The following is a 21156-nucleotide window of genomic DNA, read 5'->3' on the forward strand; positions in this document are numbered from 1 at the left end:
GCTGGATACAACAATATTATCTTATATAGTAACATGTTTAAAGCCTTTTCATATGAATTTGGGCGAATTATAGGGAAAAAGTTGTTTTCTGCGCTAAATTCCGCGAAATTTGTAGAATTTTCATGAGAGACTTATACTTAATGAGACTATATTCAGGGGGTGCTATTTTGTTTACTGCAACTAATTATTCGGATATTCCGAAGGAGAAGTATGGACAACTGGCAAAACAGCTGGATGCCTTACTTTCAGGAGAGAGCAACCGCTATGCAAATTTAAGCAATGCATCGGCTTTGCTCAATCAATTTTTTGATCGTATCAATTGGGTCGGCTTTTATATGATGGATGGCGAGGATGAGCTTGTGCTCGGACCATTCCAAGGATTGCCTGCTTGTATTCGCATTCCGCTAGGGAAAGGTGTATGCGGGACTGCAGCGCAAAAACAGGAGACCATTTTGGTTCCTGACGTCAATCAGTTTCCGGGCCATATCGCATGTGATGCTGCATCACGTTCAGAGATTGTCGTTCCTTTGATGAAAGACGGCAGAGTGATCGGGGTTCTCGATATCGACAGCCCGGAGTATGATCGTTTTAATGAAGATGATCAAGCGGGGCTAGAGCAATTTGTGAATGTGCTTGTTAACCATATATGAGTGAATGAAAAATTGCCCGGCGAATTTCAACGCCGGGCAATTTTCATGCATGGGTGGAATGATTTTGTTCCAGGATGATAAACGCTGATTCCAAGTCGGCAATGAGATCGTCTGCGTGTTCGAGACCGACAGATAGACGGAGCAAGGAATTTTCAATGCCCATTTGCAGGCGAGCAGCCTCCGGGACGCCAGAATGCGTCATCGTAGCTGGATGTTGAATGAGCGTTTCAGCATCACCAAGACTGACGGCTATTTTGATCAACGAGAGGCTATCCATGAATGTTTGCGCGCCTTCTTTACCGCCTTTTACTGTAAATGAAATAAGCCCGCCTCCAGCTTTCATTTGTCGCTTGGCAATTTCAAATTGCGGATTGCTTTGATCGAAAGGATAATAGATATTTTCGACAAGTTTTTTGCCTTTCAAATAGGAAAGTAGTTTTTCGGCATTTGCCGTATGCCTTTCCATCCGGATTGGCAGCGTCTTCAATCCACGGATTAGCAACCATGCGTCGAACGGAGACATGATCGCACCGTAATCCTTTTGAACGGTCATCTTCAGCTTTTGCATCTCTCCGGCATCTTTTCCGACAAGCAGTCCAGCAATCACGTCTCCATGACCGTTAATATATTTCGTTGCGCTATGCAAGACAAAGTCCGCTCCGCAATCGATGGGGTTTTGTAAATAAGGGGAAGTGAATGTGTTATCCACGACGACGACTAATCCATGTTTCCGAGCTACATCACAGACCATTTCCAAGTCTACCAATTCCATCGTTGGATTGATCGGTGTTTCCACATAAATGCATACCGTTTCCGGCGTGATTGCCTTTTCGATCTCTTCCTCAGTCGTCATGCTGATCAAGCTATGGGTAATATTATATTTCTCTTTCATGATTCCTAGTAAACCGAATGTACATCCATAGATTCCCCTGGAGCAGATAATATGGTCGCCCGCTTTCGTCAAGTGGACAAGTATGGAGCTGACCGCTGCCATTCCGGAGCCGAAAGCAAGGGCACCTGCCCCATTTTCAAGAGCGGCCATCCTTTCCTCAAGTATACGTACTGTTGGATTGCCGAGCCGTGAGTAAATATTGCCCGCCTCCTCACCCGAGAAGCGCTTCTCCCCTTGTTCTGCAGTTTCAAAAGAATATGTCGAAGTCTGATAGAGTGGCACAGCCAAACTGCCATGATGTTCAGTATCATCATAGCCTTCATGGATTACGAGCGTGTCTTTGTGCAGTTTCGATTTATTCATTTCCATTCCGCCCTTCTGTAATGTAAGCACTTACATTTCCTGTTTTCATTTTACCCTCTTTCATGAAAAAGAAAAAGAGCAACTTCAGCGTCATTTTAGCGCTGAAGCTGCTCATGGAGAACGAACCTATTCTTCCCATTGTTTTTCGCGTGATAAAGAGCATGATCCGTCGCTTGGAAAAGCCCCTTATACGATTTTCCGTCAGTCGGAGACCAACCACTCAAGCCAATCGATACTGTCACACGCGGATCGGTGGCCTCAGGGATTCCTTCGACAAGTTGCTTGGCCAAGTTGAGACCTTCTTCGACTGTTGCGGACGGCATGAAGACTGCGATTTCCTCACCACCCCATCTACTGGCGATTCCCCGACCTTCCACTTTCGAGAGGATAAATGCCGAGATCTGTTGCAATACCAAGTCCCCTGTCGTATGACCGTAAGAGTCATTCACCAATTTGAAATCATCGACATCCATCAGGATGAATACGCCGGATTCCTCTCTTTCAATCGTTGCTGTAACAATTTCATCTAAATACGAACGGGTGAATAATTTAGTTAGATGATCTTTATTAACAAGCTCTTGCAACTGATCACGCAGCATGATGTTGGAGATCGCCAGAGATGAATGGCCGATGAGGGAACGCATCAATTTGAAACTGTCAAATGAAAAAAAATATTCTTCCCGGTGCATGAGGATTACAAATCCGATCACCTCGCCTCCATTGCTGATTGGAAGGGCCACAAGTGATTTGAACTCATTGATATGATCCGCATCTATATTGGCGTCAAAAACTGCCTCTTCCCCTTTTCTGAAACGTGCCGAAACTGAATCAAGATACCTTTTACCTGCCATTTCTTTGAAGAGTGGCGTGGAAGAATGCGAGATGGAGTAATTGCATTGTTCTTCATAAAAGACAAAGGCCATTTCATGCGGGTAGAATGCATGCATAAACTGGTCTTTGAGAAAAGCGATCATTTCATCTAGATCCAAATTGCTGTTCAACTTCCTTGACGCTTCATTCACTAATTGCAGATCATCCACCAGGCGATGGGATTGGTCATAGAGACTGGCGTTTTCAAGTGCATTTCCTGCGCCATTCGCCATCGATCGGATAAAACTCTTCTGCGCAATCGTAAATTCAGTGTTCTTCGGAGCAGTTATCTGCAGTATGCCATAAATCCCCTGCCTTCCACGAATGGGCGCATTCAGTAGACTGCTTGCAATATCAACGGCGTTCTCAATCGTCAAATCCCCTGAGAGGAATGCATCGACTGCAGACACTCTTTCATTAGCATAGTCAAACAACCGGTACTCATCCGTCTTCCCTATCTGTTCATTCGAAAGAAGCAGATCGACGTCGTAAGCCGGAAAAGAGCCGCATACCGCTTCCATCAAGCCGTCAAGAATGACGTCACTTTCCATCGTAGAGTTGAAAAGTTCAGCCACTTCAAATAGATGCCTATATGCCTTCTCGCTCTCCGAAATCTTATGCATTTGTACAACTTGGCCAATGAATGTGCCGAACGCTTTTTTCAGCGCTTTCAAGTGAGGCGTTTGGGCAAATTCATGCCATTTATCACTGGCCCTGAATAGAAGTGCGGCAAGAGGAGCAAGATGGACATTCCTGATGATGAGCGAATCGTCCGCAAACTCATATTCCCTATCTGAAGAATGCGAGATGAATGACACATTGAAGATTGGATGGTCTTTCGCATATGTTTCCGGTCCGCAATTGTTATGAGAAGGTGCAGTATTCAATAGCGGTGTAAAACGATTATTGTCGTACAGCAGTATTTCTGCATCCTTAATTTCAAATTGCTTCATGAATAATTCTTTGAACTTGACGAGTGTTTCTCCTAAAGGATATTCATCAGTAAGACTAGACAATAAATCAAAAATGGAACATTTCAATTCATATAAAGACAATTCATGAACGTTCATTTCCATCACCCTCATTCATGTTCCCTGTATTTCTACCTATTCCATCATTCTAATACATACAACCTATTATTAATAGTTTTTACATCGATTCTACTCCTATATTCGGACGGCGAGGAAAAGAGCTTGACTCACATCCGTATAATTGTTATGATGTTCCTTGTGTAAAATAGTTGCAGCAGTTGTATGATCCATGCTGTCCAGTCTATTCCTTTTAGTAAGGTGCATCGCGTAACCTCGTGGCTGCTGAGGCGAGGATGCAAGATTATAGAATGGCACACGGATTGAATGCATCTGGTTCTTATTTTACAACAAAATAAAACCAAAACAGAGGAGGAGTCTTTCATGGCTCGTTATACAGGTCCATCTTGGAAACTTTCCCGTCGTCTTGGCATTTCGCTAAGCGGTACTGGAAAAGAAATCGAAAAACGCCCTTACGCACCGGGACAACACGGTCCTACTCAACGTAAAAAACTTTCCGAATACGGAATGCAATTACAAGAAAAACAAAAACTTCGTTTCATGTTCGGCGTGAACGAACGTCAATTTAAAACAGTTTTCAACAAAGCTGGTAAAATGCCTGGTAAACACGGTGAGAACTTCATGATCCTTCTTGAAACTCGCCTTGACAACATCGTTTACCGCATGGGTCTTGCACGCACTCGCCGTGCAGCTCGCCAACTCGTCAACCATGGTCACATCCTAGTTGATGGCAAACGCGTTGACATCCCATCTTTCAGCGTAAAACCTGGTCAAGAGATCTCTCTTCGTGAAAAATCTCAAAACCTTGATGTTGTAAACGAAGCTCTAGAAGTGAACAACTATGTTCCTGAGTACGTTACTTTCAATGCTGACACTAAAGTCGGTTCATTCGTACGTATGCCTGAACGCAGCGAACTTGCTGCTGAAATTAACGAAGCTCTTATCGTTGAGTACTACTCTCGTTAATCGCTTCCTTATGAAAACCCCGAGATTGCATTTGCAATTTCGGGGTTTTTTCTACGTTTTACTAGTAGTTTAGTTAACAAATTTCTCTGTTTTACCTACCGACTCCCAATAGTCATTGCGCAGCTGCACTTTTAAAATCTTTCCAGAAGCATTTTTAGGTAGTTCATCAACAAAGGTGACTCCTGTAATCGCTTTAAAATGGGCGAGTTTGTCTCTTGTAAATTGAATTAGGTCTTCTTCTGTGGCGTTATGCCCTGAACGTAGAACAACGTAGGCATGAGGTGTTTCCCCCCACTTTTCATGGGGAACTGCAATTACTGCCGCTTCCAGAATAGCTGGATGGTCATACAAAACCCCTTCGACTTCAATAGAAGATATATTTTCTCCACCGGAGATAATGACGTCTTTTTTCCGGTCGACGATTCCTATAGTTCCATATTCATCTACAACAGCCATATCACCTGTATATAGCCAGCCATCACGGATGGCTTCCATTGTCGCTTCTTCATTTCGCCAATAACCTTTCATGACGCCATTTCCACGGACTATGAGTTCTCCAATATCCTTTTCATTCCAAGCCACTTCTTCCCCCAAATCATTTACGACTTTTACATCAGTACCAATCATTTGATGCCCCGCTTTTGCTTTTAAACGGGACTCTTCATCTTTTGTGAAATCTTTGAAGTGAGTTTGGATTCTTGAGATGGTACTTAACGGACTAGATTCCGTCATGCCATACACTTGAATAAACTCCCACCCTAGCTCATCTTCCACTCGAGTGACAAACGTTGTCGGCGGTGCCGATCCCGCTATAAATACACGGGTGTTTTGCTCAAGTTTCAACTGATTTTCATCGTAGTATTGCAATAAGGAATTCAGGACCGTCGGAGCCATATGCATGACGGTAACGCCGTGTTTCTCTATCGCATCAAAAATATTTTTCGGAGAGGCTTTTCGTAAACAGATTTGAGTTGCTCCATTAGCAGTGTAGTAGAACGGGGAGCCCCAACCATTAACGTGAAACATCGGCAATACATGTGCAAGGACATCCTGATCCGTTACCCGCAAATGATGCATACATGTCAAAGCATGAAGATAGTTGTTTCGATGTGTCAACATCACGCCTTTTGGTTTTCCGGTTGTTCCACTCGTGTATAGCAAGCTGCACACATCCGTCTCTTCCAAAGCTTCACGTTGGAATGCTGCTTTTGAATGAGTTTGTAAGAATTCATCATAATTCATTTCATCACAGGAGCCGTCAGAATAGTGGACAATGATCTCCTCAACCGTTTCCAGCTTTTCTTTAATTGGCAGGATTAGATTGTACAAGTCCTGATCTACAAACAAAACTTTTGATCCGCTATGATTTAAAATATAGAGATAATCTTCTGGTTTTAGTCGGATATTCAATGGTACCATGACAGCACCCAACTGAAACACACCATAAAAACCTTCTAGCATTTCTACTGTATTCGGTGCTAAAAATGCTACACGGTCGCCTTTTTTTACTCCTAACTTACGAAGGCCGTCTGATAACTGATTGACACGGTCATTCATTTCCCGATAAGTAAATACCCGGTCTTCACTGATCACCGCTTTTTTATCTCCATAGAGTTTAACGGCATGATCTAAAAACTGTGTTACTAGTAATGGTACTTCCATGGATATCCCCCCTATTATCATACGTAAGAAATCATAGCAATTATAAAATAAATACTATCACAAAATTCAGCCTTTTGTAAATTAGAGGGGGGCTATTTCCCCCTCAATAAATCTTTCAACTGTTCAAGCACGACTGCAAAAGCTTGCTTCTCACCCACTTGCCTGAATTCACGGAACGGATCCCCAATCGTTTTCATTCGCTCCACTACACTATTGATTGTAAATTGTTCCGGCCGTAATGAAGCACCAACCTCTTCCCAATTCAGTGGCGTGGCAACCGTAGCCAATTCATTTCCCCTAGGGGAATATGGAGCGACGATTGTTTTTCCTTCGTGATGCTGTACATAGTCCAGATAAAGTTTGTTTCCTCTGTTCTTTTTCAGACGTTCAGTTGTGAACCATTGCGGCTCTTGGTCGCATAGGAAATCAGCGATGAATTTTGTGAAGATGCGGGTATCGTCGTATGTGAATGTATTGAATGGGAGCGGGATATATACTTGCAAGCCTTTGCCGCCGGATGTTTTGACGAATGATGTCAGTTTGAACTGATCAAATATTACTTTTAAGCGAACTGCCGCTTCTACAGAAAGTGAAAATTCCTCGACGGAAGGCGGATCTAAATCAAAGACGATTTCGGTCGGCATTTTTGTATCAATCGTTCGAAATGGAATGTGGTATTCGATCGCAAGCTGATTCCCTAGCCATAGCAAAGTTGTAATATCATTGCAGACGATATAGTCAATGTCCTCATCTCTTGATGTCTTCACAAAGTCAGGAGCATAGTCAGGTACGCTTTTCTGATAAAATTTTTCGCCCGGCACGCCATGAGGGAAGCGGATTAGGGTTAGATGCCGTTCTTTCATGAATGGCAGCATGAAGGGTGCCGCCGATTGCAAATAAAGTAAGTAATCGTCTTTCACCAAGCCTTGTTTCGGCCAAACCGGTTTGTCAGGATGAGTAATTTGGATATTCTCTGGAATCGGGTTCACTTGCCTAAGCAATTGACGCCACTGGCAGTCATCGGGATTCACTTCAAACTGAAAAGAATGGAACCTCGGTTCGCGCAGATGTTTCCCGTCAAAGCTGATGCAATTTATATTTGCACAAATGGATGGTTCGATTTTGTAAACGGAGTTTCCAATATGGTGTCCGTTTGCGAGAAACAACTCACTTAGGGTCTTCATTTCCTCATCTGACATTCCGTGCTTGAATGTCGTTACCTCAAATAGCTGACCTCCTCTATAAATTGCACCTGTGAAAAATCCGTTTACCTGTTCATATTTCGTTATAATGACTGTGACTTGACGCCAGTTTTTTACTTTCAACCATTGATTCGTCCGTTTTTCATGACTCCAGATACTTTCTCTCCGCTTGGCGACTGCCCCTTCTCCATTGTTCAGCCGGACTTGACGCCATAATTCCTTTTCATCTGTAACCGTTTCTATTAATTGAATTAGACTATCGTGTCGATAACGCACAGTAGTCGGCAGCCCGATCTGATCAAAACACTTCTTCAGTTGCACTTTCCTCTTTTCAAGTACAGTGCCGGAAACATCTTTTCCTTTTAGCAATAAAAGATCGAAGACGATGTATTGGCAAGGGAATACTCTAGAATGCCGGAAAATCACTTCTTTTTTCCGCATCCTTCCCCTCGTTTGCACGATGGAAAATTCACTACTAAAATCGTTTTGAAGACAGACCAATTCCCCGTCAAATGTAATCGGGAGAAACGGTTTAATCAAATGTTCAATGCGGCGGCAATTCTCGATAATTTCCGGAAATATATCATTCAATAGTTTTTCGTTTCTGCTGAATAGCTGAATCCCATCGTTACTCCATTGCAGAATCGCTCGGAATCCATCGTATTTCGTTTCATATAGCCAATCTTTCCCGACAGGCATTTCTTCTGCATCCATCATTAACATCGGTTTCATCATAGATCGCTCCAAGTTTTTGTTAGTGTTTGATGAATCGGATTTCGTATACATAAGAATGAGCCAGCTTTCCATACTAAGAATAAAAGCGGGTGATTTCATTGCATACAGTTTGGAAAGGCAGCATCAGTTTCGGTCTTGTCAATATTCCGATCAAGCTTCATACGGCCACGGAAAACAACGATATTAAATTGCGCCAGCTTCATAAGGAGTGTCATTCACCGATAAGCTATCAGAAAGTATGCCCAATTTGTGATAAAGAAGTGAAGAGCGAAGAAATAGTGAAAGCGTATGAGTATACGAAAAACAAGTTTGTCGTACTCGATGATGAGGAACTCGAAAAGCTGAAGAAAGAAAATGAAGACAAAGCTGTGGAGATCATTGATTTTGTAAAGTTGGAGGAAATCGACCCGATCTATTTTGAAAAGAGCTATTTCATGGCGCCCGATGCGAATGGCGGCAAGGCGTATGCTTTATTGAGGAAGGCTCTAAAAGAATCCGGAAAAATCGGTGTGGCGAAGATTATCATCCGTTCGAAGGAGCAGTTAGCAGTCGTCCGGGTCTATAAAGACGCTTTGTTAATGGAAACGATCCACTTCCCGGATGAGGTGCGCAATGTGGGAGATGTACCGAATATCCCGGCTGAAGACTCTGTTGTGAAAAAAGAACTCGATACAGCACTTCTGTTAGTTGATCAATTGACGACAGTGTTCGATCCCGATAAGTATACGGACGAGTATAGAACTGCTCTCATGGAATTAATTGAAGAGAAAAAATCGGGTAGTGTGACTGTCGCAAAACTGGAGAAACAGGCAATATCACCTTCCAATACGACCGATTTGATGGCAGCGTTGCAAGCATCGCTTGATAAGACGAAAAAGAAGAAGCCAGCACCACGGAAAAAAGCGGCGGCGAAGATGAAAGCGTAAAAGGTCTGCGAGGGGGACGCGTTATCACCGAATTTCAGGCGTTTATCACCGACTTGGGATGGGTTATCACCGATTTGGCATATACCACCGATTCTCGGAGGGTTACCACCGACTCGGAGTACTTTACCACCGGCTCTCGACTGTTTACCACCGATTCTCGGACATTTACCACCGACTCCCCCATTTCCAAGGATACAAAAAGGCCATTCCCCTAAAGGATGGCCTTTTTGCATTAGATGAATTTCACCATTTTATAGTTTTTCTTCCCTCTGCGCACAATCGTGAACGCATCGTCCAAACGGTCTGCTGCAGTGACTTCATATGCGATATCCGTCACTTTTTCACCGTTCAAGGAAATGGCGCCGTTTGTCACGTCTTCGCGTGCTTGCCGCTTGGAAGAAGAAACACCGGCTTCGACGATGAAGTCGACGATGTTCGTATCCGCCTTCTCCAGTTCAGCTGTCGGTACGTCCTTAAATGCATCTTTCATTTCCGCAACTGTCAACGCCTTCAAGTCTCCGCTGAATAATGCTTTTGAAATGCGGATTGCCTGATCGAGCGCTTCCTGGCCGTGGATGAGGCGCATCATTTCTTCTGCAAGTGCTTGCTGCGCTTTCCGTAAATGCGGTTCCTCTTGGACAGAAACTTCCAACGCTTCGATTTCTTCACGGGACATGAATGTGAAGATTTTCAAGTACTTGATAACGTCCGCATCAGCCGTGTTGATCCAAAATTGGTAGAACTCATAAGGGGACGTTTTTGCAGCATCCAACCAGACGGAGCCGCCTGCTGTTTTCCCGAATTTCGTGCCGTCCGATTTTGTAACGAGTGGGATCGTGATGCCAAACGCTTTCGCTTCTTCCTCATGCGTCTTCCGGATAATCTCAAGGCCTGTTGTAATATTGCCCCATTGGTCAGAACCGCCGATTTGCACACGGCAGCCGTAATTATTGTACAAATGGTTGAAATCGAGGCCTTGAATAAGCATATAAGAGAACTCGGTAAAAGAGATTCCTGTTTCGAGCCTTGATGAAACGTTCTCTTTTGCAAGCATATAATTAACGCTAAGCAATTTTCCATAGTCTCGAAGGAAATCGATGGCGCTCATGTTGCCCATCCAGTCATTATTGTTAACGAGGACTGCACCATTCTCACCATTGAAGTCAAATAACTTTTCGAATTGCTTACGAAGGCCTGCCACATTTTGATCCACTTGTTCTTCTGTTAGAAGCTGACGTTCATCGGCACGGAAAGATGGGTCACCGATCATCCCTGTCGCACCACCCACCAGTAAAATCGGACGGTGGCCATGCAACGCAAAACGACGTAATGTTAATAACGGAACGATATGCCCAATATGCATGCTGTCTGCCGTCGGATCAACGCCGCAATATAATGAAATCTTTTCCTCATTTAGTACTTTTTCTAGACCTTCCTCATCTGTCTGTTGATACAGCAGGCCTCTCCATTTCAAATCTTCCAACAATCCGTTTTTCATTAAAATCCCTCCAAATATAATCAATTACGCCTCGGCGTAATTGCGTCCAGATTTTGAATTGCGCTTGCGCAATTCAAAATCTGTGACATCCGCCGGAGGCTGACTTGCTTTAGCAAGTAAAAAAAGCCCCTACACGATTCAACTGAATCATGCAGGGACGTTAGACATTTAGTCAAATAACGCGGTACCACCCGGCTTGAGAATATATTCATTCTCCGCTTGAAGACGCATTATCGCTGCGTACGCGTCACACTCCAAAGCTGTAATTCGTAAACGATGTACCGGACAGCTTGCACCAACCGCTGCCTCTCTAGACGGATCGACCGTTACTACTCCGGCTTTCTCACCATGTGAAAAATGATATATGACTTATTGTAATCTAAAATATCGATTTGTCAAACATTTTCTATTGATTTCCACGAAATGTGCTATAATAGGAAGGATTTTAGGGGGGATGAAAACTTGAGCGAAAAACGTAAAAACAGGATAGATCTTATAGAAGAAAAGTTTGAATCAATGAAGAAAAAAGGATGGGCAAAGGGGCTTCGCATCACATCTGGAGTCATTTGGAACCTTTTCCTGCTCTTCCTCATTTTCGGTCTGACTCTTGGGGTTTTTGCCGCCTCAGTCGGTGCAGGATATTTTGCATCACTAGTCGCAAAAGAACCGCTTCGCTCCAAGGCTGAAATGCGGGGAGACATCTTCAATTATGAAGAGACATCTGAGATTTATTTTGCTAAAGACATTTATTTAGGTAAAGTAAACGCCGATATTGAACGGAAGGAAACGACATTGAAGGATGTTTCTCCATTTGTCATCGATGCCGTTTTAGCAACTGAGGACGAATACTTTGATTCACATGAAGGAATTGTCCCAAAAGCGATTTTCCGCGGACTTTTTCAGGACGTGACGAATTCCTCCAGTCAGACAGGGGGCTCGACCCTCACCCAACAATTGATTAAAAACCAGATTTTGACGAATGAAGTTTCCTATGAACGGAAGGCGAAGGAAATCCTGCTCGCCATGCGGCTAGAACATTTCATGGAAAAAGATGAGATCCTGGAAGCCTACTTAAATATTATTCCATATGGAAGAAATGCAATGGGACAAAATATTGCGGGGATCGAAACTGCAGCGGAAGGTATTTTTGGAGTTACTGCAAAAGAGCTTAATCTTCCACAAGCTGCCTATATCGCGGGTATTCCGCAAGCGCCTTTCGCTTATACACCTTTTCTTAGCAACTATTATGGCGGCGGCTTGAAGAATGATGAAAACATTAAGCCGGGAATCGACAGGATGAAAACGGTCCTTTTCCGTATGAAGGAAACGGGATATATTAGCGATAAGCAATATGAAGAAGCGATCGCTTACGATATCACAAAAGACTTTCGCGAAAAGACAGAGCGCGCAACCGAGAGATATCCTTATTTGACGCAGGAAATCCAAGGGGAGACAATTGAAATTCTTGCTAGAGTCTTGGCAGAAAAGGATGGCATCGATCCGGAACGGGTTGATGGAGATGAAAAAGTACAGGAAAAATATAAGATCCTTGCAGAACGTGCAATGCGTACTGGTGGATACCGAATTTATTCAACTGTTGAAAAAGACCTCTATGATGCAATGAATAAAGTGGGGCAGGAATTCGAACATTACGGTTTCACGTATACACGTGAAGAGAAGGATTATAGCACTGGGGAAACCATTCTGAAGGATAACCCCGTTCAAGTTGGTGCGATCATGATTGAAAATAATACAGGTCGGATCCTTTCCTTCATCGGAGGACGCGATCACCAACTTATTAATACGAACTATGCTACGCAAACTCATCGGTCAAACGGCTCAGCGATGAAACCGCTTCTCGTCTATGCACCCGCGATTGAATACGGGGTGATCGGTGCAGGAAGCCCTGTCGTCGATGTGAAATTTGAAATTCCCGGTTGGGCCCCAGCAAACTATACTGCCAATGTAGAAAATGGCATCATTCCTGCAAGGAAAGCATTAGCAGAATCACTGAACCTGCCAACGGCCCGATTGTATAAGGAGATTGTGGACAGAAGGCCTGCTGAGTTTTTAGAGAAAATGAATTTCAGTCAACTGCATAAGGAGGACTACACAAACTACTCCACCTCTATCGGAGGAATGAAAAACGGTGTAAGTGTTAAGGAAAACACAAATGCATTCGCCACATTTGCAAACGGCGGCAAGTTCATACAATCGTATATCATAGAACGTATAGAGGATATGGCTGGCAATGTCGTTTATCAACATGAAATTAATCCTGTCGATGTATTCAGTCCCGAAACATCTTATATCATTACGGATATGCTCCGAGACGTTCTGAAGCCTGGCGGAACGGGTCAGCAATTGCCCGGCTTCATGAATTTCAAAACTGACATGGCCGCGAAGACAGGTACGACGAATGAATACGCGGATGCTTGGCTCGTCGGATATAACCCGAACGTTTCACTTGGAATATGGTTCGGCTATTACGACCTGTCACGGAAATTATATACGCGGGGATCAGGGCAAATGCACCCGACAACACGTACAACGATGCTGTTTGGAAGACTGATGAATGCTGCAAATGCAGTGAGGCCGGACCTGGTCGGTGCAGGCAGCACATTCAAACAGCCGGAAGGAGTCGTTTCGAAACCATTTTGCGGTATTTCCGGATTGGCTCCGTCAGAAGCATGTACATCTGCTGGATTGGTCAGGTCGGACTTGTTCAATTCAAAAGCAATGCTTCCGACAGAACCGGATGACAGTATTATCAATGCTTCCTATGTCTCCGTCAAAGGCAGCCGTTACATGGCGCTACCTTCTACGCCTGCCGAATTTATCGTCTCAGGCGGAACAGGAGTCAACCAGGCATTCATCGACCGGATGCTTGGACCATGGGGCGGAGATGCTTCGAAGCTGTTCCCATCCATGTCCGTATTTGCTTCAGGTGTTGTATCGGGCGCATCATTTACTGCCGATGACGCGGCGCCGGCAGGAGTCAGTGCCTCGCTTAACGGATCGACATTGGTTTGGTCGGAGTCGCCTTCAAATGACGTTATCGGTTATTATGTGTACCGGAACAATGAACGGATTGCGACCGTCAGAGATGGATCCGCCAATTCGATAGCTGTCGGTCCGGGGGATTATTATGTCAGAGCCGTTGATATTACCGGACTGTTATCAGGGGGTTCCAATATCGTCATTGTAGACAGCCCGGAGCCGCCACCTACTACGGAAACGCCGGATGACGGGGATACACCTCCCGCGACACCTCCAGGGAATGAAGGCAATAGCGGAGATAACGGTAACGGCAATGAAGGCAGCGGGAATGATGATGGAAGTACAGGTAACAATGGAAACGGAAATGGCAATAATGGAAACAACGGAAACGGCAACAACAACGGAGGAGGCAATAAACCTCCTTCAGACGATGATGACGATGAGTAACAGGTAAATTTGAAAGGGACTCCCGCAATAATCCGGGAGTCCCTTTTCATTATATCTACCGTCAATCTTCCATCGTCGATAAGTCGCCTGTCGGCAAATTCAGTTCCCATGCCTTCAACACACGGCGCATGATTTTTCCGCTTCTCGTCTTCGGAAGCTTATCCTTAAATTCAATTTCCCTTGGTGCAGCGTGTGCGGCAAGTTCCTTTTTGACGAATTGCTTGATATCATTCTCCAATTCCTCGGAAGGTTCATATCCTTCATGGAGGGCAACGAAGGCCTTAATGATTTCACCACGGACCGGATCGGGCTTCCCGATGACTCCCGCCTCGACAATTGCCGGATGCTCTAGGAGCTTGCTCTCCACTTCGAATGGTCCTACTCGTTCGCCGCTCGTCATGATGACGTCATCGACCCGTCCTTGGAAGAAGAAGTAACCGTCCTCGTCCATATAGGCAGAATCCCCGGAAACATACCATTCATCATTCAAGAAATAGGAATCATACTTCTCAGGGTTATTCCAAATTTGACGCATCATTGCAGGCCAACCTTTTTTGATGGCCAAATTACCCATCCTATTCGGCGGCAATACTTGCCCCCGGTCGTCAACGATCGCCGCTTCAATTCCCGGAACGGCTTTCCCCATTGACCCCATTTTAATCGGCAACGAGCCGAAGTTGCAGATCGTTTGGGCACCTGTTTCCGTCATCCACCAAGTGTCGTGGATCCGCAGCTTGAACACTTCCATCCCCCAACGGATGACTTCAGGGTTCAACGGTTCTCCGACTGAAAGAATATGGCGCAATGATGAAAGGTCGTATTTCTTCAACGGTCCCGCACCGGCGCCCATCAGCATCCGGAAAGCAGTTGGTGCGCTGTACCAAACCGTTACACCATACTCTTGAATGGATTCGTACCAGCTGTCCGTAGAAAATCTTCCGCCGACAATCAGTGATGTCGCACCTGCCAGCATCGGTCCGAAGATCCCGTACGCCGTGCCAGTAACCCATCCCGGATCCGCTGTGCACCAAAAAACATCCTCATCTTTCAAATCCAATACCCAGCGTGCCGTCTGCAACTGCTGCACCATCGCTTCTTGCACATGCAAAACGCCTTTCGGTTTACCAGTGGAGCCTGACGTATAATGGAGCAGCGTCGGAGACTCCTTATCCAGCCACTCTACTTTAAAGTGGGAAGACGCATTCTTCAAGTGTTTGTTAAAATCTATATGCTTATCATTTTCTTCAATATTTTCGCCAACTAAAAAGATTGTTTTTAAATGAGGCAATTTGTATACAGGGATCCTATCCAACAAGTCAGGAGTCGTAACAATCGCTTTCGCTTCGCTGTCGGAGAGCCTATCATATACCGCACCTTCCATGAATGCTTCGAAGAGCGGCCCGACAATCGTCCCCATTTTCAATGCTCCCAGTATTGCAAAATACAGCTCAGGAGAACGGGGCATGAAAACGAATATCCGATCCCCTTTTTCCAACGTTGAATGGTTCGTCAGTACATTTGCAGCTTTATTGGACATTCGTTTCAGTTCGTTATACGTATATGCTTCTTTGCGCGATGCATCTTTGTAAAAGAGCGCCACTTTGTTTTTCCGATAGGAATTCGCATGACGATCTACAGCCTCGTGCGCAATGTTGATGAGTCCGGTTTCATGCCAGCTGAATTCCTTCTCTGCGTCAGACCATTTAAAATCCCTCGCTGTTTGGTCATAATCCTGTAATTGATAATCCCCCTGCATTACAGGCAAGTTATTGATTTCCATTCCTATCACCCTTTCGTCAAACATTTACCTCTATTATTCTACATTATTATTTCTTTATTTGCTAATAAATTAATATTTTTAGTATTGTTGTTTAATTTGTTATCAAGAAGCTATTTGCCTTGGAGATAATTGTTGTATACTGTGAATAAGGTCTATTTAATTGTAGGACGGTGAGTAGGTTGGAACATAGGAAAACGTATAACGCGATGGAAGTCAAACATAAGAATGGCGACTTGATCATTGAAGGCCCGATTCCCGGCAATGAATTGGCAAACCTTGAATTCCATGAACATTTGATCTCCTTCAGACCGCCTGAACAGCAGCACAAGGCACTTATCGAAATCGCCGATCTCCCGGAAGGACGGATCATCATCGTCCGTGATATGAACCAAATCGTCGGGTATGCAACGTATTTGTATCCCGATCCGCTGGAAAGATGGTCGAAAGGCAAGATGGAGAATCTAATTGAATTAGGAGCCATTGAAGTAATTCCGAAATATAGGGGCGGCGGAGTCGGTAAGGCGCTGCTCGAAGTATCCATGATGGATGATGCAATGGAGGACTATATTATTCTGACGACCGAATATTATTGGCACTGGGATTTGAAAGGGACAAAACTGAATGTATGGGAATACCGGAAAGTGATGGAGAAGATGATGAATGCGGGCGGGTTGGAATATTATGCGACCGATGATCCGGAAATAAGCTCACATCCCGCGAACTGCCTTATGGCGAGGATCGGCAATAGGGTAGATCAGGAATCGATTCAACAGTTTGACAGTCTTCGTTTCATGAATAGATTCATGTATTGATGGGAGGTTATTCTAGTGCTAATTGAAGAGATTATGAAAAGGGATGTCTCCTCCCTTTCACCTGAGGATACCGTTAGCGATGCTTTGACGATCATGCAGAAAAAGAAAATACGGCATCTTCCGATCGTATCGGATGATAAAGGGCTGGTCGGCATCGTAACGGACCGTGATTTGAAAGAGGTCGTCCCTTCCCTTTATTCCGACTCTGGAGATGCAAGCGTTTACAAAATTCCCTTGTCTGAAATCATGACAAAAAATCCGATCAGTGGCCACCCAATGGATTTTGTCGAAGAGGCGGCAGTCATTTTTTACGATAATCAAATCGGCTGCCTTCCGATTGTTTCGGGCGGAAAGCTTGTCGGCATCATTACAGAAACAGATCTGCTGTATAAGTATATCGAGTTGACTGGAGTCCACCAGCCGGGCTCACAAATCGAAGTCCGCGTACCGAATATACCCGGCATCCTCTTTGAAGTGTCAAAAGTGTTCCATCAACATAAATTGAATGTGCTAAGTGTTCTCGTATATCCAGATAAGGAAAATGAAGATAATAAAATACTTGTCATTCGCGTCAAGACGATGAATCCGCTTACTGTCATAAATGGCTTGCGGAATAGTGGATTTGAAGTGCTCTGGCCGAATGTACCAGGCATTGACTTATGATGAAAGACGCTGTTTTCATTTATTCCGAAGAACAACTTGGCTATTCATTCTCAGACACTCATCCATTCAATCAAAAGAGGATAGTGTTGACGTTGGATCTGTTGAGGAAATCTAATGCGATATCCGATGAAGACATAATTCTACCGAGAATTGCATCCGACGAGGAATTATTATTGGCACATGATCCGAAGTTCATCGATATTGTGAAACGGGCTGGCCAGGGGCTGATAAGCGATGAGGTCGGCTCCGTATACGGCATCGGGACTGAAGACACTCCAATATTCCCAAATATGCACGAAGCGAGTGCGATGCTTGTCGGGGGGACGTTGACAGCAGTCGATGAGGTAATGGAAGGAAGGGCGAAATACGCTTTGAACTTGGGAGGCGGCCTCCACCATGGCTTTCAGGGCAAGGCATCGGGGTTCTGCGTCTATAACGACAGCTCGGTCGCCATTAAATATATTCAAAAAAAATACGGTGCACGTGTGCTCTATATCGACACGGATGCACATCATGGCGATGGAGTACAATGGACATTTTATGATGATCCGGATGTCTGCACGCTTTCCATACATGAAACAGGACGATATCTTTTTCCGGGGACTGGGGCTATTACTGAACGCGGAAATGGCGATGGGTACGGTACTTCATTTAACTTCCCAATTGATGCTTTCACGGAGGACGAGTCATTTCTTGATATTTACAAGACCGCTATCGAGGAGATCGCCGCTTTTTTCAAGCCGGATGTCATCTTGACCCAAAACGGGGCGGATGCTCATTATTTTGATCCCCTCACCCATTTGTACGGAACGATGAAAATTTATGAAGAAATACCTCGCATCGCACGTGAAATCGCAGATCGATATTGTGATGGTAGGTGGATTGCCGTCGGCGGCGGAGGCTATGACATATGGCGAGTTGTTCCGAGGGCGTGGGCTCATGTTTGGCTAGCGATGAAACAACTGCCGGCTCCTACGGGTAGATTGCCTGACGCATGGCTTAAAGCCTGGCAGGGCGAGTCCCCTGTACCTTTCATTGAAACGTGGCAAGATCCGGATCCGTTATATGAGCCGATTCCTCGCAAGGTGGAAATAACAGAGAAAAATTCTCAAATGCTTGAACGTGCATTACATATTGTGAGGAGTCAACGATTATAGCGTGGCAAGGTGAGTGAAATGAGCTATTACATGAAGAAAGCTGTTCCGGGAATTTCTCCGGAACAGCTTTTCACTTCGTCGACTGGCGTTCTTCCTTATGGTACGGCAGGATGACATTCACATCATCGACTTCCTCGCCGTTCATCAGTTTCGTCAATAATCTCATCGAAACTGCACCCAAGTCATATAGCGGGACGATAATGGCAGTTAATTGTGGCCTTACTGCGCGAGAAAGCAAAGAATGCTGGAAGCAAATCACTTCGTAATCATCAGGCACCGAAAATCCATCATCCCTGATTCCGTTTAGTACACCAACTGCTATTTCATCATTGCCGGCAAAGATGGCGGTCGGCTTCTCTTCAAGATTACGGATAACGTTCCACTTTTCATAAGCGTCATCATACGTATTATCCGTTTCAATGAAAAACTCTTCAAAAAGAGGAAGTCCAGCTTCCTTCACTGCACGCTCATATCCTACTTTCTTGCATAGCCGATTGATATCCCTCGACATCGGACCGCTCACATGCACGATGCGCTCATGACCATTATCAATCAATTTTTTCACCGCTTCATAGGCCGCTTCCTCATGGTCTATGTTCACTGTCGGCAAGTCGGTGTTATCTCCCAATGTACCGGCCAAAACAATCGGAACGTTCGCCGTCGCCATTTCCGACCGGATTTCATCTGTCAGGGAATCACTCATGAAGATGAGACCATCAACTTGTTTTCCGAGATGATCCTCTAATAGCTCAAGTTCCCTTGTTGCCCGCTTGTCCGAGTTGGACAGTATGATATTGTATTCGTACATCGTCGCAATATCCGCAATACCGCGCGAAAGTTCGGCATAATAGCTTTTTGAAATATCCGGAACGATGACACCTACTGTTGTCGTTTTCTTACTTGCAAGCCCTCTTGCTACGGCATTCGGGCGATAGCCAAGTCGTTCAATGCATTCAAGCACTTTTTTACGTGTTGCGGGTTTTACGTTCTGGTTTCCGTTCACTACACGGGAAACCGTAGCCATGGAAACATTTGCTTCTCTCGCTACATCATAAATAGTTATAGCCATTGACGAATCTCCTTCCCATCAGTATGTATTCGCTTACTTTCATTATAAACAAAACACCGGATCCTTGAAAGGTCCGGCGCTGTTTATAGAATAATACAAATGTAGTCAATTACGCCTTGGCGTAATTGCGTCCGGATTTTTATCGAGCAAGCTCGATAAACTCCTCTAAAAATCCGTGACATCCGCCGGAGGCTTCTAACTTAATCCAGCCTGTCAGGGCTGGATTAAGTTAGACAGTTTGATGGGTGTTCATGAATCTTTGAATTTCAGCGTAGAACTCATCGAACTGTTTGATATCCATTTGCTGTGCAGCATCGGATAAAGCTACAGCCGGATCAGGATGCACTTCCGCCATGACACCGTCCGCACCGACAGCAATTGCCGCTTTTGCAGTCGGTAGCAACAAGTCTTTTCTGCCTGTCGAGTGAGTGACGTCTACGAATACCGGTAAATGCGTTTCCTGTTTTAAAATCGGAACTGCCGAAATGTCCAATGTGTTCCGGGTAGCCCGCTCATATGTACGGATTCCTCGTTCACATAGCATGATCTGGCTATTCCCTTTGGAAATGATGTATTCAGCCGCATTGATGAATTCATCAATTGTTGCAGCCAATCCACGCTTCAGAAGGACTGGTTTATTCGCCATGCCCGCTTCCTTCAGCAATTCAAAGTTTTGCATATTGCGCGCTCCGATTTGAATCACATCGATATAATCGAGTGCTTCTTCCAAATGGGAAGGCGTAATAATTTCTGTCACGATTGATAAGCCTGTTTCATCCGCGACCCGTTTCAATATTTTTAATCCCTCAAGTCCAAGCCCTTGGAAATCATAAGGGGATGTACGCGGTTTATAAGCGCCGCCTCTTAGCATCGTCAATCCCTTAGCTTTGATGGATTGGGCAACTGCAAGAACTTGTTCATATGATTCAACGGCACATGGACCAAAGATGAAAGTCGGTTCCCCATTTCCGATCTTTTGCCCGTTCACATCTACAATCGTATCTTCCGGCTTGCGTTCACGGGAAACAAGCAATGCATTGCGTTGCTCATCTTCTTGAATTTCGAGGGCGGACATGAAGATGCCTTTAAAGATTTGTTCTAATACCCCGTTTGGAATCGGTCCGTTGTTTGATTGAACCAAAGCGTTGAGCATTTCCCTTTCGCGGATCGGATCATATCTGTTGACACCTTGCTTTTCCTTTACTCTGCCAATTTCCTGGACAACCGAAGTTCTCTCATTAATCAAGTCCAATATTTTGGTATTCAACGCATCTACCTGAACCCGAAGCTGATCTAAATCATTTTGTCTCATCGTTATGTCTCCTCCCCGCACACATCATTCCCTGTTCGAAGTGGGAAATCTATGTTACATTTTTGTATAATAGAACTAAGTATAATGAAAAGTATTTGAAAAG

Annotated in this window: 15 protein-coding genes and 1 other annotated feature; of the genes, 7 read left to right on the forward strand and 8 right to left on the reverse strand. The window is 44.6% G+C overall.

Annotation, left to right across the window (positions count from 1 at the left end; all coding sequences use genetic code 11):
- The first annotated feature begins 167 nt into the window (after nucleotides 1-167).
- Nucleotides 168-650, forward strand: coding sequence for a GAF domain-containing protein (locus M3191_RS16290; RefSeq protein WP_251701427.1), 483 nt, complete (start codon nucleotides 168-170; stop codon nucleotides 648-650).
- Between the two features lie 43 nt (nucleotides 651-693).
- Here the strand turns inward: M3191_RS16290 and megL are convergent, their stop codons facing one another.
- Nucleotides 694-1905 carry a methionine gamma-lyase gene (gene megL, locus M3191_RS16295; RefSeq protein WP_251701428.1) on the reverse strand — a complete coding sequence of 404 codons (1212 nt, stop codon included), beginning with the start codon at nucleotides 1903-1905 and terminating at the stop codon, nucleotides 694-696.
- A 95-nt stretch (nucleotides 1906-2000) separates the two neighbouring features.
- Complete coding sequence (locus M3191_RS16300) at nucleotides 2001-3845, reverse strand: sensor domain-containing diguanylate cyclase (protein WP_251701429.1); 1845 nt, start codon at nucleotides 3843-3845, stop codon at nucleotides 2001-2003.
- A gap of 342 nt (nucleotides 3846-4187) precedes the next feature.
- Between M3191_RS16300 and rpsD the strand changes: the two genes are divergently transcribed.
- A complete protein-coding gene (gene rpsD / locus M3191_RS16305) occupies nucleotides 4188-4790 on the forward strand; it encodes a 30S ribosomal protein S4 (protein WP_251701430.1) in 603 nt (200 codons plus the stop codon).
- Nucleotides 4791-4859: 69 nt separating this feature from the next.
- Here the strand turns inward: rpsD and M3191_RS16310 are convergent, their stop codons facing one another.
- Both M3191_RS16310 and M3191_RS16315 read right to left on the reverse strand, forming a co-directional pair.
- Complete coding sequence (locus M3191_RS16310; RefSeq protein WP_251701431.1) at nucleotides 4860-6452, reverse strand: long-chain-fatty-acid--CoA ligase; 1593 nt, start codon at nucleotides 6450-6452, stop codon at nucleotides 4860-4862.
- 92 nt (nucleotides 6453-6544) lie between these two features.
- Nucleotides 6545-8386 (reverse strand): DNA ligase D, encoded by a 1842-nt coding sequence (locus M3191_RS16315; RefSeq protein WP_251701432.1) that lies wholly within the window; start codon nucleotides 8384-8386, stop codon nucleotides 6545-6547.
- A gap of 101 nt (nucleotides 8387-8487) precedes the next feature.
- Between M3191_RS16315 and M3191_RS16320 the strand changes: the two genes are divergently transcribed.
- A complete protein-coding gene (locus M3191_RS16320) occupies nucleotides 8488-9315 on the forward strand; it encodes a Ku protein (RefSeq protein WP_251701433.1) in 828 nt (275 codons plus the stop codon).
- A gap of 232 nt (nucleotides 9316-9547) precedes the next feature.
- On the opposite strand, the gene tyrS is transcribed toward M3191_RS16320, so the two are convergent.
- On the reverse strand, nucleotides 9548-10813 hold the full coding sequence (gene tyrS / locus M3191_RS16325) for a tyrosine--tRNA ligase (RefSeq protein WP_251701434.1): 1266 nt from the start codon (nucleotides 10811-10813) through the stop codon (nucleotides 9548-9550).
- 150 nt (nucleotides 10814-10963) lie between these two features.
- Nucleotides 10964-11169: a binding site (T-box leader), on the reverse strand.
- Between the two features lie 160 nt (nucleotides 11170-11329).
- Between tyrS and M3191_RS16330 the strand changes: the two genes are divergently transcribed.
- Nucleotides 11330-14260 (forward strand): transglycosylase domain-containing protein, encoded by a 2931-nt coding sequence (locus M3191_RS16330; RefSeq protein WP_251701467.1) that lies wholly within the window; start codon nucleotides 11330-11332, stop codon nucleotides 14258-14260.
- A 61-nt stretch (nucleotides 14261-14321) separates the two neighbouring features.
- On the opposite strand, the gene acsA is transcribed toward M3191_RS16330, so the two are convergent.
- A complete protein-coding gene (gene acsA, locus M3191_RS16335) occupies nucleotides 14322-16040 on the reverse strand; it encodes an acetate--CoA ligase (RefSeq protein WP_251701435.1) in 1719 nt (572 codons plus the stop codon).
- 179 nt (nucleotides 16041-16219) lie between these two features.
- Here acsA and M3191_RS16340 point away from each other — a divergent pair, with 179 nt between their 5' ends.
- Genes M3191_RS16340 through M3191_RS16350 form a run of 3 tightly spaced genes read left to right on the forward strand, consistent with a single transcriptional unit; the run spans nucleotide 16220 to nucleotide 18672 of the window.
- Entirely contained in the window at nucleotides 16220-16852 is a 633-nt protein-coding gene (locus M3191_RS16340; RefSeq protein WP_251701436.1) for a GNAT family N-acetyltransferase, read from the forward strand.
- Nucleotides 16853-16867: 15 nt separating this feature from the next.
- Complete coding sequence (locus M3191_RS16345) at nucleotides 16868-17515, forward strand: acetoin utilization AcuB family protein (protein WP_251701437.1); 648 nt, start codon at nucleotides 16868-16870, stop codon at nucleotides 17513-17515.
- Nucleotides 17515-18672 carry an acetoin utilization protein AcuC gene (locus M3191_RS16350; protein WP_251701468.1) on the forward strand — a complete coding sequence of 386 codons (1158 nt, stop codon included), beginning with the start codon at nucleotides 17515-17517 and terminating at the stop codon, nucleotides 18670-18672. Before M3191_RS16345 ends, M3191_RS16350 begins: the two co-directional genes overlap by 1 nt.
- Nucleotides 18673-18742: 70 nt before the next feature.
- On the opposite strand, the gene ccpA is transcribed toward M3191_RS16350, so the two are convergent.
- Both ccpA and M3191_RS16360 read right to left on the reverse strand, forming a co-directional pair.
- Nucleotides 18743-19741 (reverse strand): catabolite control protein A, encoded by a 999-nt coding sequence (gene ccpA / locus M3191_RS16355; protein ID WP_251701438.1) that lies wholly within the window; start codon nucleotides 19739-19741, stop codon nucleotides 18743-18745.
- Nucleotides 19742-19970: 229 nt separating this feature from the next.
- On the reverse strand, nucleotides 19971-21053 hold the full coding sequence (locus M3191_RS16360) for a bifunctional 3-deoxy-7-phosphoheptulonate synthase/chorismate mutase (RefSeq protein ID WP_251694133.1): 1083 nt from the start codon (nucleotides 21051-21053) through the stop codon (nucleotides 19971-19973).
- Nucleotides 21054-21156 lie beyond the last annotated feature (103 nt).

This window comes from Sporosarcina luteola (assembly GCF_023715535.1).
In the GTDB taxonomy this organism is placed as follows: domain Bacteria; phylum Bacillota; class Bacilli; order Bacillales_A; family Planococcaceae; genus Sporosarcina; species Sporosarcina luteola_B.

Excerpts from the sequence above, each read along its gene's own strand:
- megL (WP_251701428.1), bottom strand. The coding sequence starts at position 1,905 with ATGAATAAATCGAAACTGCACAAAGACACGCTCGTAATCCATGAAGGC.
- M3191_RS16300 (WP_251701429.1), bottom strand. The coding sequence starts at position 3,845 with ATGAACGTTCATGAATTGTCTTTATATGAATTGAAATGTTCCATTTTT.
- rpsD (WP_251701430.1), top strand. The coding sequence starts at position 4,188 with ATGGCTCGTTATACAGGTCCATCTTGGAAACTTTCCCGTCGTCTTGGC.
- M3191_RS16310 (WP_251701431.1), bottom strand. The coding sequence starts at position 6,452 with ATGGAAGTACCATTACTAGTAACACAGTTTTTAGATCATGCCGTTAAA.
- M3191_RS16315 (WP_251701432.1), bottom strand. The coding sequence starts at position 8,386 with ATGAAACCGATGTTAATGATGGATGCAGAAGAAATGCCTGTCGGGAAA.
- tyrS (WP_251701434.1), bottom strand. The coding sequence starts at position 10,813 with ATGAAAAACGGATTGTTGGAAGATTTGAAATGGAGAGGCCTGCTGTAT.
- M3191_RS16330 (WP_251701467.1), top strand. The coding sequence starts at position 11,330 with ATGAAGAAAAAAGGATGGGCAAAGGGGCTTCGCATCACATCTGGAGTC.
- acsA (WP_251701435.1), bottom strand. The coding sequence starts at position 16,040 with ATGGAAATCAATAACTTGCCTGTAATGCAGGGGGATTATCAATTACAG.
- M3191_RS16350 (WP_251701468.1), top strand. The coding sequence starts at position 17,515 with ATGAAAGACGCTGTTTTCATTTATTCCGAAGAACAACTTGGCTATTCA.
- ccpA (WP_251701438.1), bottom strand. The coding sequence starts at position 19,741 with ATGGCTATAACTATTTATGATGTAGCGAGAGAAGCAAATGTTTCCATG.
- M3191_RS16360 (WP_251694133.1), bottom strand. The coding sequence starts at position 21,053 with ATGAGACAAAATGATTTAGATCAGCTTCGGGTTCAGGTAGATGCGTTG.